15 protein-coding genes and 1 pseudogene are annotated in these 15,000 nt (G+C 64.8%); 5 read left to right on the forward strand and 11 right to left on the reverse strand.

Features of this window, described 5'->3' with window-relative positions:
* From KIF24_RS16650 to KIF24_RS32985, 5 genes are all read right to left on the reverse strand, one after another.
* Complete coding sequence (locus KIF24_RS16650; RefSeq protein WP_221084824.1) at nucleotides 1-864, reverse strand: hypothetical protein; 864 nt, start codon at nucleotides 862-864, stop codon at nucleotides 1-3.
* On the reverse strand, nucleotides 851-1,540 hold the full coding sequence (locus tag KIF24_RS16655; RefSeq protein ID WP_221084825.1) for a hypothetical protein: 690 nt from the start codon (nucleotides 1,538-1,540) through the stop codon (nucleotides 851-853). Before KIF24_RS16655 ends, KIF24_RS16650 begins: the two co-directional genes overlap by 14 nt.
* A gap of 118 nt (nucleotides 1,541-1,658) precedes the next feature.
* Nucleotides 1,659-1,958: a hypothetical protein gene (locus KIF24_RS16660; RefSeq protein ID WP_221084826.1), complete on the reverse strand. Its 300-nt coding sequence runs from the start codon at nucleotides 1,956-1,958 to the stop codon at nucleotides 1,659-1,661.
* 72 nt (nucleotides 1,959-2,030) lie between these two features.
* On the reverse strand, nucleotides 2,031-2,549 hold the full coding sequence (locus tag KIF24_RS34555; protein ID WP_331461162.1) for an endonuclease domain-containing protein: 519 nt from the start codon (nucleotides 2,547-2,549) through the stop codon (nucleotides 2,031-2,033).
* The gene (locus KIF24_RS32985; protein WP_230415680.1) at nucleotides 2,546-2,881 is read right to left on the reverse strand and encodes a hypothetical protein; all 336 of its coding nucleotides are present in this window, start codon (nucleotides 2,879-2,881) and stop codon (nucleotides 2,546-2,548) included. Before KIF24_RS32985 ends, KIF24_RS34555 begins: the two co-directional genes overlap by 4 nt.
* Nucleotides 2,882-3,140: 259 nt before the next feature.
* Between KIF24_RS32985 and KIF24_RS16670 the strand changes: the two genes are divergently transcribed.
* Entirely contained in the window at nucleotides 3,141-3,914 is a 774-nt protein-coding gene (locus tag KIF24_RS16670) for an HD domain-containing protein (protein ID WP_221084827.1), read from the forward strand.
* A 13-nt stretch (nucleotides 3,915-3,927) separates the two neighbouring features.
* Here the strand turns inward: KIF24_RS16670 and KIF24_RS16675 are convergent, their stop codons facing one another.
* Nucleotides 3,928-4,476, reverse strand: a complete 549-nt coding sequence (locus KIF24_RS16675) for a hypothetical protein (protein ID WP_221084828.1) — start codon at nucleotides 4,474-4,476, stop codon at nucleotides 3,928-3,930.
* Nucleotides 4,477-4,591: 115 nt separating this feature from the next.
* On the opposite strand from KIF24_RS16675, the pseudogene KIF24_RS16680 reads away from it, so the two are divergent.
* Nucleotides 4,592-4,918 (forward strand): annotated as a pseudogene (locus KIF24_RS16680) (SAM-dependent methyltransferase); the annotation flags it as partial.
* An 89-nt stretch (nucleotides 4,919-5,007) separates the two neighbouring features.
* On the forward strand, nucleotides 5,008-5,160 hold the full coding sequence (locus KIF24_RS16685) for a VOC family protein (protein WP_221084829.1): 153 nt from the start codon (nucleotides 5,008-5,010) through the stop codon (nucleotides 5,158-5,160).
* Between the two features lie 886 nt (nucleotides 5,161-6,046).
* Here the strand turns inward: KIF24_RS16685 and KIF24_RS16690 are convergent.
* The 3 genes from KIF24_RS16690 to KIF24_RS16700 form a co-directional block, all read right to left on the reverse strand.
* Nucleotides 6,047-6,373, reverse strand: coding sequence for a hypothetical protein (locus KIF24_RS16690; protein WP_221084830.1), 327 nt, complete (start codon nucleotides 6,371-6,373; stop codon nucleotides 6,047-6,049).
* A gap of 68 nt (nucleotides 6,374-6,441) precedes the next feature.
* Nucleotides 6,442-7,434: an NB-ARC domain-containing protein gene (locus KIF24_RS16695; RefSeq protein ID WP_221084831.1), complete on the reverse strand. Its 993-nt coding sequence runs from the start codon at nucleotides 7,432-7,434 to the stop codon at nucleotides 6,442-6,444.
* Nucleotides 7,431-7,604: a hypothetical protein gene (locus tag KIF24_RS16700; RefSeq protein WP_221084832.1), complete on the reverse strand. Its 174-nt coding sequence runs from the start codon at nucleotides 7,602-7,604 to the stop codon at nucleotides 7,431-7,433. The genes KIF24_RS16695 and KIF24_RS16700 overlap by 4 nt, the downstream gene beginning before the upstream one ends.
* Before the next feature lie 207 nt (nucleotides 7,605-7,811).
* Here KIF24_RS16700 and KIF24_RS16705 point away from each other — a divergent pair, with 207 nt between their 5' ends.
* Nucleotides 7,812-9,215 carry a Wadjet anti-phage system protein JetD domain-containing protein gene (locus KIF24_RS16705; protein ID WP_221084833.1) on the forward strand — a complete coding sequence of 468 codons (1,404 nt, stop codon included), beginning with the start codon at nucleotides 7,812-7,814 and terminating at the stop codon, nucleotides 9,213-9,215.
* Here KIF24_RS16705 and KIF24_RS16710 read toward each other — a convergent pair.
* Together KIF24_RS16710 and KIF24_RS16715 are read right to left on the reverse strand one after the other, a co-directional pair.
* The gene (locus KIF24_RS16710) at nucleotides 9,190-11,655 is read right to left on the reverse strand and encodes a hypothetical protein (protein ID WP_221084834.1); all 2,466 of its coding nucleotides are present in this window, start codon (nucleotides 11,653-11,655) and stop codon (nucleotides 9,190-9,192) included. The two genes, KIF24_RS16705 and KIF24_RS16710, sit on opposite strands and share 26 nt — an antisense overlap.
* Nucleotides 11,656-13,426: 1,771 nt before the next feature.
* A complete protein-coding gene (locus KIF24_RS16715; RefSeq protein WP_221084835.1) occupies nucleotides 13,427-14,662 on the reverse strand; it encodes a hypothetical protein in 1,236 nt (411 codons plus the stop codon).
* Between the two features lie 181 nt (nucleotides 14,663-14,843).
* Between KIF24_RS16715 and KIF24_RS16720 the strand changes: the two genes are divergently transcribed.
* The gene (locus KIF24_RS16720; protein WP_221084836.1) at nucleotides 14,844-14,999 is read left to right on the forward strand and encodes an IS3 family transposase; all 156 of its coding nucleotides are present in this window, start codon (nucleotides 14,844-14,846) and stop codon (nucleotides 14,997-14,999) included.
* Nucleotide 15,000: the final 1 nt, after the last annotated feature.

Here is a 15,000-nt window from a genome sequence, read left to right on the forward strand (position 1 = left end):
TCAGCCGGCGCGGTGAAGCTGGTGGGCCGCGCGGAGCGTCGGCACGACCGTCCCGTGCAGGTACGGCGCCGAGGTTAGTCGCCCCCAGTGGTCGGTGAGGCGCATCGCCGACGGGTGGGTGAAGGCGGCGACCAGCGTGTCCACTCCAGCGATCCGTGCACGTTCGAGGTGCGATCCGAGCCGACAGCGGTTACTCATCACCGAGGTGAGTGTCCGGTGGACCTCGACTCCCTGAACGATGCACAACGTCGGTTCGAGGATCCGTACGGTCGCTGACAGGTGCGGCAGACAGTTGCGGCTCATGGTCGGATTCCCCAGCGACTTCGCGCGGCCGGCCATCGTGGCGGAGCAGAGGCGCAGGTTCGCCATGGCGTAGGTGTCGAACAGGTGCACGGACCGGAGCCGGCCGGGCAGGCGAAGCAGTTCCCCGTTTCGGTCCGGACCCGGATCTCGACCCACCGCGATCCGCAGCGCGCTGGCGACGCCCCTCATGTGCGGGTTCCGGGAGGGGAAGGCTGTTGCGGCGGAGGTCATCACCTCGGCGTGCCGCTCGTCCAAGCTCACGCCCTCGCGGGGGCGGCCGGTCTCCATCGCGATGACCAGAATGCGCAGCGGACGGTCACCGAGCCGCAGGTCGTAGTGCCGACCCACGTGGGAGAGCTGGCCGGCGGCGAAGGCCGCGCTCGGCCGTGCCGCGCCGGCCCGGTCGCGAAGGGCACTGCGCCGGCACCGGTCGAGATTGCGGCAGACGCAGGCACCCGACTCGGCGAGAACGTTCGCCGTCAGGTAGCGACGGAGACCCTCGATCCGGCGAGCGGTCGCAGCCGGGTCACTGGCGAGGCGCGACGCCTTATCCGCGAACATCGGACTCAGCCCGTAGCGCCCGGGTGAGCACCGCCGGTGCGTCGAGATCGTTGACGGGCACACCCAGCCATCGAAAACGGCCACTGCTGCCGGGTAGGTCGGTGTAGTCCCGCCAACTGAGGACGTAGTCACCGGTCAGGTCGCGTTGGTTCGGCAGATGGTGGCTGCCGTCGCGCCCCCACCGGAGGGTGCCGGTGAGCCGCCTGCCGTCGTGGACACGGAACTCCTGGTCCCGTGTGATCCGGTTGGGCGGCGGTGCATTCCACAAAGCGCGGTCGTTGGTCAGGAGGATCGCGAGGCCGTTCGTACCCGTATCGCCGGAGCGGCAGAACCGCTCCAGCCTCGCGATGTCGAAGACGAAGTTGCGCCGAGCCAGGTCGGCGGCGGCATGGCCACGTAGCCGGAACTCTTCGTCCGTGCCGGGGTCGGTGCCGGCCCAGCGGGCCGTGAAGTACTTGAACTCGATCGCGGTGCGTCCTTTCGGGCCGCAGCAGAGTAGATCCAGGTACTCGGCCTTGTCCTGCCGCACCTCTAGGCGGACTGAGACGGCTGCGTCGATCCGATGGACCACCCAGGCAAAGGCGTGCTGGAAGTCAGCCTCCGAGTGGAACACCCTCCGCCTGGTCCGCAACTCGTCCATCACGGAGTCCAACGGCACAGTTCCAGCGATTCGCACCCGCGCTCCTCCACCCTGCAACACCGGTCCGGCCACAACAATCCGAATGGACATGGTGACCGAACGGAGCCACAGAGGGAAACAACCGATCAGGCAAGGGTGTCCGCCGACCGCACCATCAGCCCTGAAGTGAGCGCTTCACGGAGAAGGGTGGTCTCCCTCGCACTCGGCCCGGCCGCGCCAGCGACTCGCCGGGGTTCAGCCCGAGCACCACCATTCGCGGCGTGAATTCCAGACCGAGAAGATCAGCATGGTACGGCTCCGGGAAACCTGCACGGGTCACCTCACCGGGGCCGACACCCACATAGGAGTGAAACCACTCCTCAAGCTGCTGTGGCAGGTGGTCGTCACCCTCCAGCCGTGCCTCGATATGAGCATCCCAGAAGGCCGCGACGCGCTGCCGCGCGGAGATCGCCATGGCGAGACGGTAGCGACGGCACACGGGCAGAGCCAGATCCGTCGTCGACCGACACGTGTGTGGTTCCTGGGATCACGGGGGCCGGCGGCTGGCCAGGATGGCGAGGGTTTCCCGGCGTACCGCCTCCGGCTCGCGCACGAGCCGACGATGGGCGAAACGGACGACCAGGATGCCGAGGGCGGCCAGTTGCGCATCCCGGCGCAGGTCGAACTCGCGCTGTCGTGGATCACCGTGGGTGGTGGCACCGTCAAGTTCGATGTTGAGGCGTTCCGGCTCGGCGTAGAGGTCGAGGTAGACGGTGCGCCGGCCGAGCTGGACTCGGACCTGCCGCTGGAACGCCGGCATTCCAAGGCCAGTGAAGACTCGCTCGTGCCCCCAGATCTCCAGCGGACTGCGGCAGCCCTCGGCCAGCCGGGTCAGCAGCGTGCGCAGCGCTCCTCGGCCAGTCACCCGCGCCGTTCCGTCGAGCGCAGCTTGCAACCGCCCAGGGGTGGTCAGCCGGTCGTTGACCGCCCTGATCATTGGCGTCCGTTGCTCGGCCAACGGACGCATCGGCCAGGAGTCGACGAGGGCTCGCTCGATGGTGGTCACCGGCAGCCCTTGTCGTACCACCACCGACGGTGTCGGCGCAGCCCCCACACGTCGAGGGCAGTGAGGTGGCTGAGCGCGCCGCGCCCGCGTACCCAGGCGGAGACCGCACGGCGACCGAGGGCCGGGCCGATCCGGCTGAGCGGCGGGCCGGTCGCGCGCTCGATGGGAGCGTTCAGAAGGTGCGCCGCCGCGAACACCTCGGGCAGGACCCGCACCAGTTCACCGTTGGTGCACGCCCGCTGCAGGATCCACGCCGGCACGACCTGCTCGACAATGGATCGGGTCACCAGCCCGTGGCCGCGCTCTACCAGGTCCGCCAACACCGCATCCACGCCATCGACCGTGCCGCCCAGCACCAGGGTCCCGCAACGACGAAGCCCCCACTCTGTGGACAACGACCCCGCTGTGGACGACCCCCGTCACCAGCCACCATCTGCTATGGCGCGCACCGCGTCTCATCGTGGCGGTGTGGCTGTTCACACGACGGCGTGTCGAGCAGCCACACTGCCGCGATCAGGGGAAGCCTCGTCCTCGTTGCAGCGGGTGTCGCGGGTCCAGCGGGAGGTGGGGGAGATCGGATATAAGAGACGCATGGAGCTGCCGCCGTACCTGGCCACCATGCCGATGCACGCGATCACCGAGATGCACGGAGAGGCCGGCCTGCGGGAGCGGTTCCGGCTGGAGACCGAGCCCTTCGACGCCGACAGCCGGCGCCGCCTCGACGATGCCCTCGACCTGGCCGCCCGGCTGCACCGCCACGACCGGCGATCCCGGGAGCCCTACCTCAACCATCTGCTCCGGGTGGCGATCCGGATGCTGCACCACTATCAGGTAGGCGACGTCGACGTGATCGTCGCCGGCCTGCTCCACGACACCGTCGAGGACCACCCCGTTGAACTCGCCAACGACCGTCCCCCCGCCAAGCCGGCTGCCAGCGACCAGGCCGCCGGCGACGGGACGGCCACCGATCCGACGACGGCGGCGCTGGCAGTGCTCGCCGACCGGTTCGGTTCCCGGGTGGCACGCCTGGTCGCAGCGGTCACCAACCCGCACTGGGATCCCGGTCGGGATCGCCACGAGCAGTACCACGAGCACATCGCGACCAGCCTCGACCGGGAACCGTGGGCACGGGTCGTCAAGATTTCCGACTTCACCGACAACGGCGTCGGCGTGATCCACTCCGTCGGGCCGAAGGTCGAGTCGTCGGCCCGCAAGTACCGGCCGTTGGTCCCGGTCTACCGGGACCTCGTGACCCGCGCCGACACCCCGCTGTCCGAGCCGGTGAAGCAGCACATCCTGGAGCAGCTCGACCTGGCCGAGGAACGCTTCAGCGCCATCCTCGACCAGCCCGCCCAACCGGCCTGAGCCGGTCGCCCGGTCAACGTTCGGCAGCGACGCCGGCGTGCGGGTCACGTCTGCTGGTGAGCCGGCCCACCAGCAGCGCGGCCTGGGCCACCGACCCACCGCCGACGCCCAGTCCGCCTCGGGCCGCACCGTAGAACCCGTCCCGTGCCTCGTTGGCCCGGTGCAGCAGACCGGGCAGCTCGGTCCGATCCGATCCGTTGCGGGCGAGGCGCTCGATCTCCCAGACCACGTCCCGCCAGGCCCGACCCGCGGTCACCGTGGGCCCGTCGCCGAGCAGCAGCACGTTTTCCCAGGCGAGCGTGTGCCGGAAGTCGGCCTCCGCCAGCGCGGCGAGTTCCTCGTCCCGGTCGAGGTAGCCGCCGATCAGCCGGCTGGCGATGGTGTGCACCTCCTTGAGCGCCCGCGCGAACTCGGCGTACGCGTCCAGCCGCCGCTCGTCCCAGCGCACCGTCTGGCTCCGTCGCCACCGCGACCGGTCCGCCAGCGAGGTGGCGACGATCGTGCCGATCGTGCCGACCAGCACGCCCACGAGCGCGGGCAACTGCCCGACGAGACTCCCCATGGCGCAAGCCTGCCAGGTGTCGACAAACCGGAGGCGGGTCGTCGGGAGTGGACGTGGCTTCAGTACGATACGCGGATCTAGGCCCTACCCGACGACCCCGCTGATAGGAGCCGGCATGGCCAGCCCGGATGCCGAACTCGCCGCGAAGCTTCAGCCGGAGGTGCCGCACGCCGCACGGATCTGGAACTACTGGATGGGCGGCAAGGACAACTTCCAGTCCGACCGCGCGGCCGGCGACGCCGTGGCCGAGGTCTATCCGGAGATCGTGGTGATGGCGCAGCAGTCGCGCCGGTTCCTCATCCAGGCCGTGCGGTACCTGGCCGCCGAGGCGGGCGTCCGGCAGTTCCTGGACATCGGCACCGGCCTGCCCACCATGCAGAACACCCACGAGGTCGCCCAGGGCATCGCGTCCGACGCACGGATCGTCTACGTGGACAACGACCATATCAAGTCGGGTTGTGCGCACACGAACGATCGCCGTCCGGTGCTACATTAGCGGCGTTGCTTACAACCCCGTCGCCCGGGTAACGATTGCCGGTAGGTGACCGACGCAACGACGACCGCGATCAGGTCGTCGCCAAATTGATCGCCCGGGGAGCCGGGAAGCTGTGGGACGGTCGGCAAGGCCCGCACACCTGGGTCACGATGGCCGACCCGGACGGCAACGAGTGTTGCGTCGCCTAATCTAGCGCGCCATGGCTCCGGTGGCATTTTCGCTGGGCGACGCTGCTTCCGAGTCTGTGCGACAGTCCGAAATCCGTACATCGGAAGGACGCTACCTGCGCGGGCCGGCCGGAGCCCGAGGCTGGCGTGGCTGTTCGTCGCGCCGATGTCGTTCGGTAGCGGGTCGTCGCGAAGATCCATGCCCGGCGACCGCCACCAAGCCCGGATCTTCTGCCGCCACCGGTGCGGTCCAGGCTCGGTGCCGGTGGCCGACCCGCTGCCGACCGCCGGGGCACTCGGCCCGGTCGGGGTGCAGACGCCGGACATGCTGACCGTGAAGGTCAACCACGCCAACCAGATTGCCAGGGAGCTGCGGGACGGTTGGCAGAGCCCGCACACGTCCTTGTCGACAGCGCATAGTAAACACTCGCGACCTGCACAACCGTACGGTCACCCTGCCGGCAGACGCGTCCCAAACTCCCCTGTCCGAGCGTGACGGCCACGCCGCGCGCGGTCTACGCTGGTGGCGCGCAAGATGGGCGGAGGTCGGTGAAAGTGGCTAGTCAAGCAAGGCGTCCACCCAATGACCTGCTCCGGTCCGCGCGGCTGAGCCGGATCTCGTCGTCCGGATCGGGCCGCTGTATGTCCCGCCAGGAGCTCCTCCCGCGTAGGTGATGGTGCGGTCGGCGAGGTCCTGTAGTTCGCCTCGGGTGTACCAGCGAGCGTCGACCGCTTCTGTCGGGTCGGTTCGGATGTCGCCAGTCAACATTGGCCTGAGAGATCGTCCAGAAGTGGCCAACGCCGAGCAGCCCGTCCCGGCGGCGGCAGATTTTGTCGCGCCGGTGGCTACGTAACCATGGCGTAGCTGAGCCTCCTGGCGCGCAGCCGATCGAACGACCTTCGATGATCAGTCATCGAGGCCGATGAGCCGCTTGCGCAGCCGGGTGAGGGTGCTGAGAGCCGACCGGGCGTCACCTTCGCTGTCAATGATCTCTTCCAGCGTTCCGAGGAGCTGGCGTACTTCGTAGCCGTGCAGGACAACCGACCGGACCTGCGGCAGGGTCACGTCCGCCTCGAACGCCTCCAAGCCGAGATCTTCGCCATGGTGATCGGCGCGGATCTGCTTCACCAAAGTGTCCGGCGAGACGTCGCTGTCTCGGACGATGTCCACGAAGTCGAAGAGGTCGCCATAGGTTAGGTTCTCATTGATTTCGACTCGGGCGCGAAGGGTCACACAGCGATTCTGCCACGCCATGCCACAGGCCCGACCTCCCGACGGGACGGCGCACGTCGCGCGGCCTGTCAGGTCGTGACAGGTTCTGACAGGTCAGCGGGCCTGACAGGTCGCCGCACCAACTGATCGGACGGCTCTCGTTGCGTAGCAGATTGGCGAGACCGGCGGTGAGCCCGACCACGCGGTGGTGCTGCGTGCGGGCCGTGGTGTGGTGCAAGCAGGCGAGTAGGTTCGCCCGTTCGATACGTAGCCAATGAGCGGCGGAGTCCCAACCGGCCAGGTCGGGCGCGGGCCGCCGGCGCCACCACCGTTGTGGTCGCGGGGTGGGCGTAGCGGGCGATCAGGCGGTCGGCTCGGCTGGCCGTGTGTTGGTAGTAGTCCAGCAGCCGCTCCACGGCCTCATCACGTACCTCGGGCGAGTCGGTCGTGGTGGCGAGGGTGTGAGTGAAGGCGCGGATGAGGTCGTGCATCCGGTAGCGGCGGGGCTCGGTTTCGTCGAGGAGGTGATCGCTGTAAAGCTCGTCGAGGTGTTCGGCGGCCCGGTCGAGGGGGTGGCGTCGGTCAGGGCGGGCCGAGGCGTAGGTGTCGATGTCGACGCCCGGGTGCAGGCCGAGGAGCCGGAAGAACCGCTGCCGTTCGGGTCGCAGGTGGCGGTAGGACAGCTCGAACGCCGCCCGCACGGTGGCGTCCTCTCCTTTGACGGTTAGCACCCACCCGCTGGAGTGAAGCTCGGCGAGCAGGTCTGCCATGGTCCACCTGGGCCGGGTGGTGAACCGGCTCGCGGTGATGGCGATTGCCAGTGGCAGGTACCCGCATACCTCGACCAGTTCCGCGACCGCGTCGGGTTCGGCTTCAGCGCGGGGGACCAGCCGTAGGAACATCGCCGCCGCGTCGTTCGAGGGTAGGAGTTCCAGGTTGAGGTGGGTAGCGTCGCGCAGATCGGCCAAGCGGACCCGGGAGGTGATGAGCACCAACGCGCTGTTGGAGCCGGGCAGCAGCGGGAGTACCTGTGCCGTCGACCTCACGTTATCGAGCACGAGCAGGGCGCGCTTGCCGTTCATCCGGTCCCGCCAGAGAGCCGAGCTGCCTGCACCCCGTCGGGAAGCTGGTGGGGGTCGAGGCCGTCGGCGCGAAGCAGATCGGCGAGGGCGTCGGCCGAGCTGGTGGGTTCGTGGCCGGGGGTGTGACCGTGCAGGTCGAGGAAGAACTTGGACCTGCTCGCGCCGCGCAAATCAAATCCATCGACAACAGCGATGAGCTCGAGCGGCTGTCCCGAGGCGTCAGACGCGCGGGTGTCCGAGTGCCTCAGCCGACCGCACGCTTCTAGCGCCGCCCATACGCGTATTAGTCTGGCGTCACGAGCACGTGATGCGGGGCCGTGTACGGGCGGCCCGCGATAGCGACTCGACCACGATGCCCACGAGCGAAAGAAGCCTGGATGAAGGACGAACAGGGCGAGGCCCCAATTCTCGTTCGCGAGCGGTTCTCGTTGCCCGGCCTGCCGGAGACGCTTGAGGCGTTCGCCGTCTATCCAGTGGGAAAAAGACCCAACAAGCGGGGCCGTTTCTGTCCCAAGGTGGCCGAAATCAACGGCACGGGCTCCCTTGAGCGATTCGTTCCTTCGCCTTCGATCACGAAGGACGAACTTGTTTGGTTCCTCCGGGAGAAGCGAAGACAGTGGCGTAGCGTGGAGTCGAAATGGGGCGACCGCGCCGAGGAGTTGGCGTACGAGCTGACAAGGTGCGGCGGCCTCATGCTAAAGGTCCGGCTTGACTCCAGCTTCCGATTGTCATCAATTGTCACGCTTCGCCTAACGCCGTTTTGGGCGGAGGTGGCCGCCGAGAAACTGGTAGAGCTGACTGGCAAAGCGCAGCCGGTCGAAGCACGTGCAGCTCTCCTAGCCGTGATAGCAGGAATGCCCGAATTGATCAACGAGTATGACATGCTTCGAGCCCAGGACCAGACATCGCCGCTAATCCCTCCATCGGATACAAAAACAAGGGCTTCTCGATGGTCGCCGTATGAGTTCGCATTACGAATCGCAGCATGGTGGTATCGCCGCCCAAATCCTGGGCGGAAACCACCAATGGACGAGGCGACGGCGTGGGCCTTTCCGGACCGTCGCGCATCGAAGGAGGAATGGACCGCCCCTCGGCGGCTTGCGGTTGAGAATATCCTAGGCTCCCCGCTTACCGAGCTAATGACAACGCCAGACTATGAGCTTCGAGTGCGCGGCCCGCTTGAGTGGCGCATCGGATCTGTCGCGGCTGACGCGAGCGTTGCTGATCCTTGGACCGGATTGCCGTCAAATGGGGCGCGACTGATTGGGCAGATCAACTATTCGAAAGCGCGTGGCGTCTTTGTCGTCGAGAACCAGACGTCGTTTCAGGAGGTCTGCAAACTCCGGTCGATAGCGGAGCGTTGGATCATCGTATGGGGAAAGGGCTACGCCGCTCACGGTTTGGTGGAATTGCTTAAGTTGCTAAGGCACCTTCCGCTAGCTGTTTGGGGGGACTTGGATGCTGACGGATTGCGGATTGTGGCGGACATCGAGCGCAAGCTTGGGAGGTCTTTTAACCCAGTCGGTATGACCGCGAATGGTTGGATTGAGGGTCCACATCGGTTCACCACATCCGAGCAGAAGGACCGGTCGGTGGCAATAGCCAAAGAGTTAGTCGCCAATGGCCCGCCGGCTTTTCGAGAGCTGGCCAAGGTGATCGCGGAGTATCCCGAGCTAGCTGGGAGGAGCCGAGAGCAACAGACACTCCACGACGTTGTCTTGTCTGTGCTCGACGAGACCCTGGCAGATCTTGAACTCAGGGCTCCTCACGGCCTTCTCTGAGCCAGGGTGCCAGGAGATCGACTCTCTTGTGGTCAGAGTCGAAGCCCCAAGCCCGGGTGGGCCTGTTGTATGGCTCTGATGCAGTAGTGTGGCTGAACCAGAGGATCTCACCACACACGCCTGCCGCGTCATAGATGACGCTGTCCTGACAAGTTCCGAGTATGGTCACGCCCTGTCTTTTAGCGACGTTGTGTAGTGCCGAAAGAACATCCTTGCGATTGGCATCGCCCAGACTGTTACCGAGCTCATCGAGGATCAGGAGGCGAGCCGGTACACTGTCGTCAACGAGGAGCGCCGCCAGAACGAGTTGAATCGCGAATATCTTCACCTGCGCACTGTTCGCGACTTCCCTATATGAAATGTAACCGCCAGACGAGGAGCGCTTCCACTTCGGCGTCACATGCCAGCCCCAGGAATCTTCTGGCCCAGGTGGACGGCTGATCGCGACGTCCAGTCGCGCGCCGTAGCCTCGCTCCATGTCCAATTCGTCGAGGCGCGCGCTTATATTCCTAAGCGCCGTGTCGATCGAGCTCTCGACCATTTCCTGCTGTTTCTTCAGGTCGCCGCTAATTTGTTCGAGTTCCGCTTCGGTTTCGGCGATTTCCTGCTGCCGCTTCTCGCGGCTGCGCTGTATCCGGTCCTGAAGAATTCTATCCTTCTCGTTTGTCGCGTCGAGGAGATCACGCAGGCTGCGGGTGTAGGTTGCATACATGGCTGAATCTGGCAGGTCAAAGTCGAAGCTGTCTATTTGTGGGGCGGTTGGTGGGGCAGATTCTTCACGAGAATCCGGCAGGTTTGGATCATTGGTAGTGTAGGTGAGGGCTTCCTTAAACGACAGGCTCGCTTGGCCCAGCCACCATGCTGCAGGATGCCTTCCCCGTCGCGTTTCCTCTCGCTCAACTAGTGCGGTCGCCGTCTCGTACGGCTGATGCCAGGTGTCCCGCCACACGCTGATCTGAACACGATCGACTGCCACATTAGCGGCCCTTTCCTCGCGCGCCAACTCTCCCCGCCTGTCCTGACAGGCTTTGAGCTCATCCGCTAGCCTCCTAAGTCGTTCTTCATGGTTGTCGAGCGCGCTCTTGGCGGAAGTGTACACAGCATCGGCTTCCTTCCATTTGGCTTCGGCGGCTGCTTCACGGTCCCGTTCGATTCCGAGGTTCGCCTCGGCGGCCTTGATACCTGCTCTCACACCAATGAGCCGCGCCGTAGCCTCAGCTGCTTCTAGCAGTTGACGTTCGTGCTTCAACTTCAAAACGGCTCGCCTGAGTTCCTGGTCTTTGTCACGCAGGAAGCTCGTCGCCGTGGTGACTTCGGCGCGGGCAAGGTTGAGCCGCGCTTCCCTGCCGGCGAAAGGACTGGCGAATCCGCCGAGCACGGCTTCGGAGAGGCCGCTATCCCTAACGTGAGAAGGATCTCCTCGGAAATCGAGACGGTCCTTGAGGGCATTGAGAAACCGCGAAAGCGGCACCGAGGAGGTAAGACCGTCGGGCAATACACCTGCTGCGAGTTCGTCTAGCGGGCCGTCGGCCAGCACGAGCGTCGCGCCTGGCACTGATTGGAGAGCGCGAAGCGCGGATTGCTCATCCCCTGGCGCTACCACTACGGCATCTCGATGTAACCACAATCGTGGTTCCCAGGTAGCTCTGTTAGGTTCTGTAACGGCTACGGCGTCGAGGAGGCTGACCGCGTCGGCAACCCCGTCCAGCGCCGCCAAAACTCTGCCAGCGAGCCCTTCGCGTCCTTCCTTCACATTTTCGAGCTCTTCGTTCGCCAGTTGAAGGCGCTTTTCAGCCAGGCCAAATTCCGCCTTTGCGGCTACGAGGTCGTCCTCTGCGTTCTGCACGTGCGTCAAGTGTTCATCTACTGGCTTCCCATCGTCTCCTTCCGCTAGCCCTCTCAGACGTAGGGCTTCTACGCCGAGCCCCTCAATAGTGGCGGTATGTTTGCCGATCGCCTCCCGTGTGGCGCCTCGCTGGCGCCCGATCTTGTCCCGCTCCTTCTCAGCGTCGTCGGCGTCCCGAGTCAGATCGGTGTTCGCCGCGTGACCCTTGTGCTCGGCTTTCTTGGCCTCATGCGCGTCCACCGCTTTGCGCAACTCGTCCCGAACCTCGGCGAGCTCGGCCATCTTCTCCCTGTGAAGCTGGGTCCTTTCTATAAAGCCCTGTGCAAGGTATGCCTCCCAGCATTGGTCAGCCTTAGCCAATGCTGAGCGGGCCAACTCTCGACGCCCCAACTCTGCAAGTTGCGCGTCTTCGGTCAGTCGATCCCGCTTGTCATCATCAACTCGTCCGTCAAGTACCGCGAGCTGGTTGGCGTGCTTTCGTCGGACCTTGAGCTCGTTGTCCAGTAGCTCGTCACGTCCAGTCAACGCGATCAGCGCTTCACCGATACGATCTGGTGGCATCTGTGTTATTTGTTGGGAGAGAAGTGAGGGCACGGACGGTCGCAGTGTCGAGTCGAGGTAGGCAAGGCATCGCGGTGCGTTTCCGAAGAGAGTGGAGGTCATGTCGCGGGAGCCGCGCTCGTTGCTTTGAGGTAGCTGTGCCCAAAGCTCGTCGGCCTGGTCTGACCGCTCTTGGTCGTTTATCCCGTGCAGGACATGTAGTCCGGTGACATATCGGAGAACTACCAGAGGTGGTTTTCGGGACACTCGAACCCAGACGGTTATGACGCCAGCGAGGGAGTCGGCGTCGCTATCAGCGAAGACACCAATGATGTATCCGCGTTCGGCACCGCCTCCCGCCGGGTCCAGACCTGCTGCGCCAGGCCGGAAGAGCAATCCAAGCGTGTATCGGCCGTCAACGTCTAGCCGCCATTGTGGATCGCAATACAACAGCGAGACGGCGCTGAGGAAGGTGGTTTTGCCGGATCCGTTGGAGTCCGATTTCGCTCCTTGCCCAGTCACCGCAATGAAGCTGCCTGGAACAATCGGGACCGGATCCGTAGTGAGCCGTGCGATGTCGACAGTTTGGACCGCAACAAGCTGCCTTCCTCCAATCACCCCTAGGTCGGCAGCGGCGCTGCCAGCAAGGGCGCCAAGTAGGCGACTCCGAGGACCTCTTGCCATGCTTCTACTCCGCTCCGCGAACTGTCCGCCACCTTCGACGACGAATGACGTCCGCCATGGCTCCTTCTGGCTCCGCGAGAAGAACGAGTTCCTCCCATAGCCGAGCGGCGGCTTCGGGGGTCAGCCGGACGAGTTGCGGTCCAGGGGCCACCAGTTTGTTCCGAGTCACGTAGCGAATGAGACGCCGTTCCTCCAGCCGGCGAAGCGAGTCGTGTACAACCGTGGTTGGGATCTTGCTGATTGTTAGCTCCGTCCTCGATATCGCTACTCCCGGAAACCATCCCGACCCCATGATCCTACCTCTGGCCCGCGGTATCGCAACGCAATGAAGAAGGACTAGTACCAAAACGGCCCGATCGTTCCTCTCAAGGACTCCCACACCCTCGTCAGCAAGAGCCTCTGCGACGTCCACCGCATAGCCGGAAGTGAAACCATCAGCCGTGCGCAGCAGCACTCGGCCCGCCTCGTGAAGGCAAATTCGGACGCATTCGCGGAGGTCTGGCTCACGCAGCGCGGCATAGTCACTCTCCCGGATCGGCTCGTCACCGGTTTCCAAAGCTGCGAGAGCCGCCAAGACCTGGGCATATCGAGTAGGACTTATGTCGGCTAGGACGGTCACCGGTTCACCCCAGCGTCAGGCGTCCGAGGAAGCCGCCCGTAAACGCCGCGGAGCAGATCTACGTCGGTCTCCGACCACGTTGCGACGCGGGGCCCCAAACTGACCGTGCTCTCACCGCGTTCGATCCACAGCGCGACGTGCAAGGAGCCAAGGGCGCTGCGCACCCTTCCAGCGAACCCTGGGTCGATGGTGTCAGCCCGTGCCGATGCGACGGCGAGAGTAATGTCTTGCTCGGAGCACGAAACGCTGGGCCAGGGATGAGCGGCCCGGTCAGACCAGCAGACACCAAGACAAGCAGCAAAGGTGAGCATCACGAACGGGGGGACTCCTGCGGCCTGTACCTCCTGCGCTGCGGGCTCGAACCCGGTTGGCCAAGCGAGGAGCTCCATCACCTCGCCTCGGGCCGTTGCTCGGACCACAGCACGGCCCGCTCGAGCCGCCGGCCCGTCGAGCGGTGAGCGTGGTGCCGCGATGCCCGCCGCTCTGAGTCTCGCGAGGGCCAGTCTGGGGTCGGCGGACGATCTATTCATCAACAGTTTCCACTGCTGCATGGGGCGTACGCTTCAATCGGACGGGCGAGAGATAGGTCACCTGCCCGGTCGGATCCACGCGCAAGGAGTCGCCGAACTCTAGAGCGAATGGTCGTCCCGGGCCGGTTGCGCGGACCATGGATACGAGCAGGCGGGCGGCTCCCGGCCAGCCGCGAGCTGACATCTCGTCGGAAATATCCACCATACTCTCCGCACCCAGCAGCACTTCGGCCTCGTCAGAAGCGATGCTGACGCGTCGGTCTTCTCTTTCGACAAGAGCCCGGAATGGGTCATCGCGCGTCCGGGCGTTGTCTGGCCGAGGTGGCTGTGGCGCCTTAGGAGCCGGAGGGCGAAGTTGGTCAACCTCTAGCGCGATCGTCGCTGTACTCAGAGGCAGGTCGACAGGATCGAACACGAACCGTTCCAGAGCCTTCGACAGGAGTTCGGCCGACCCATCTCTCGCCACGGCTAGATACTGCTCATGGTGAAGGACGCCAAAATCCTCGGCGCGCGCGCCTTCCTCCAAGATGCGGTCGACGAACTGTGTTCGCGCATCCAGATACCGCTGCGCCTCCAAAATCACTGTATAGGCGAGTGGGTCCATCTCGGTGTACTTCAGGCGCACTAGCTCGGTGACGGCCTTTACGTCGGTCATCAGTGACGGATGCTGATGCTGGTGCCGCTCAGCAATCATCATCTCCAACGAACGGGTGCGTACGAGCATCAGGAGGTAATCGGCGGCGACTACGAGCATTCCACGTGCCCATGTTAATGCCGCGCTGACCTGCTCGGCCGTCGCAGTCCCACGACTGATAGCGAGGCGGGTCCTATCAAGCAAAGCCAATAGCTCATCAACCCCACCGGTACTCGATACTCGGTCGAATACCAGAATCCCGGCAGCACCATATGGGTTGAACAGGTATCGGTCCTCATGCGCCTTGGCAACTCCCGGTATCAATAGCTTCAGCTTTTTGAATAGTTCAAACCGGCTATCGAAGCTCCGCTCGTCACATACCCCAGCACACGCATCAAGGAGATCCTGCCTGGACAACCCCCCTGACGATCGACGGGATGCGAATGCCTCGAAGACCGCCGCCGCAATATCAAGGACATTTGGATCTTGAGCGACGGCGTCGCTGTTGCGCGCCACCGCTGCGACGAACGCCTCCAACGCGCTCGTTCGCAGCGCCGCTTGTGGGACGCGCCCTAGGCGCAGCTCGGGTTGCATGCCGCTCTCCTGCAATGCACCGATGACACCAAGACGCGGTTGGTCGTCAATTCAACCGCCGACCCGGAGCCAAGCCGACAATAGCAACGCCGCGCCTCCTCAGCACCGCACGACCACCGTATCGAGCCCCGACTCCGCCTGGCTAGACGTGTCGGATACCCGAAACATCCCTCCTGCCGGCGTGGCCGACCCGCGTACTGCCGCCCGTGCAGCGGTCTTCGACTGGATCGAGGGCGGGTACAACACCCTCCGCCGCGATTCCACCCTGGACTACATGAGTCCGGTCAAGTACGAAGCGACCGCCTATTCCCGCAGGCCAACCAGCAAGGTAGCGTGAT

The sequence above is a fragment of the Micromonospora tarapacensis genome (assembly GCF_019697375.1).
Classification (GTDB): domain Bacteria; phylum Actinomycetota; class Actinomycetes; order Mycobacteriales; family Micromonosporaceae; genus Micromonospora; species Micromonospora tarapacensis.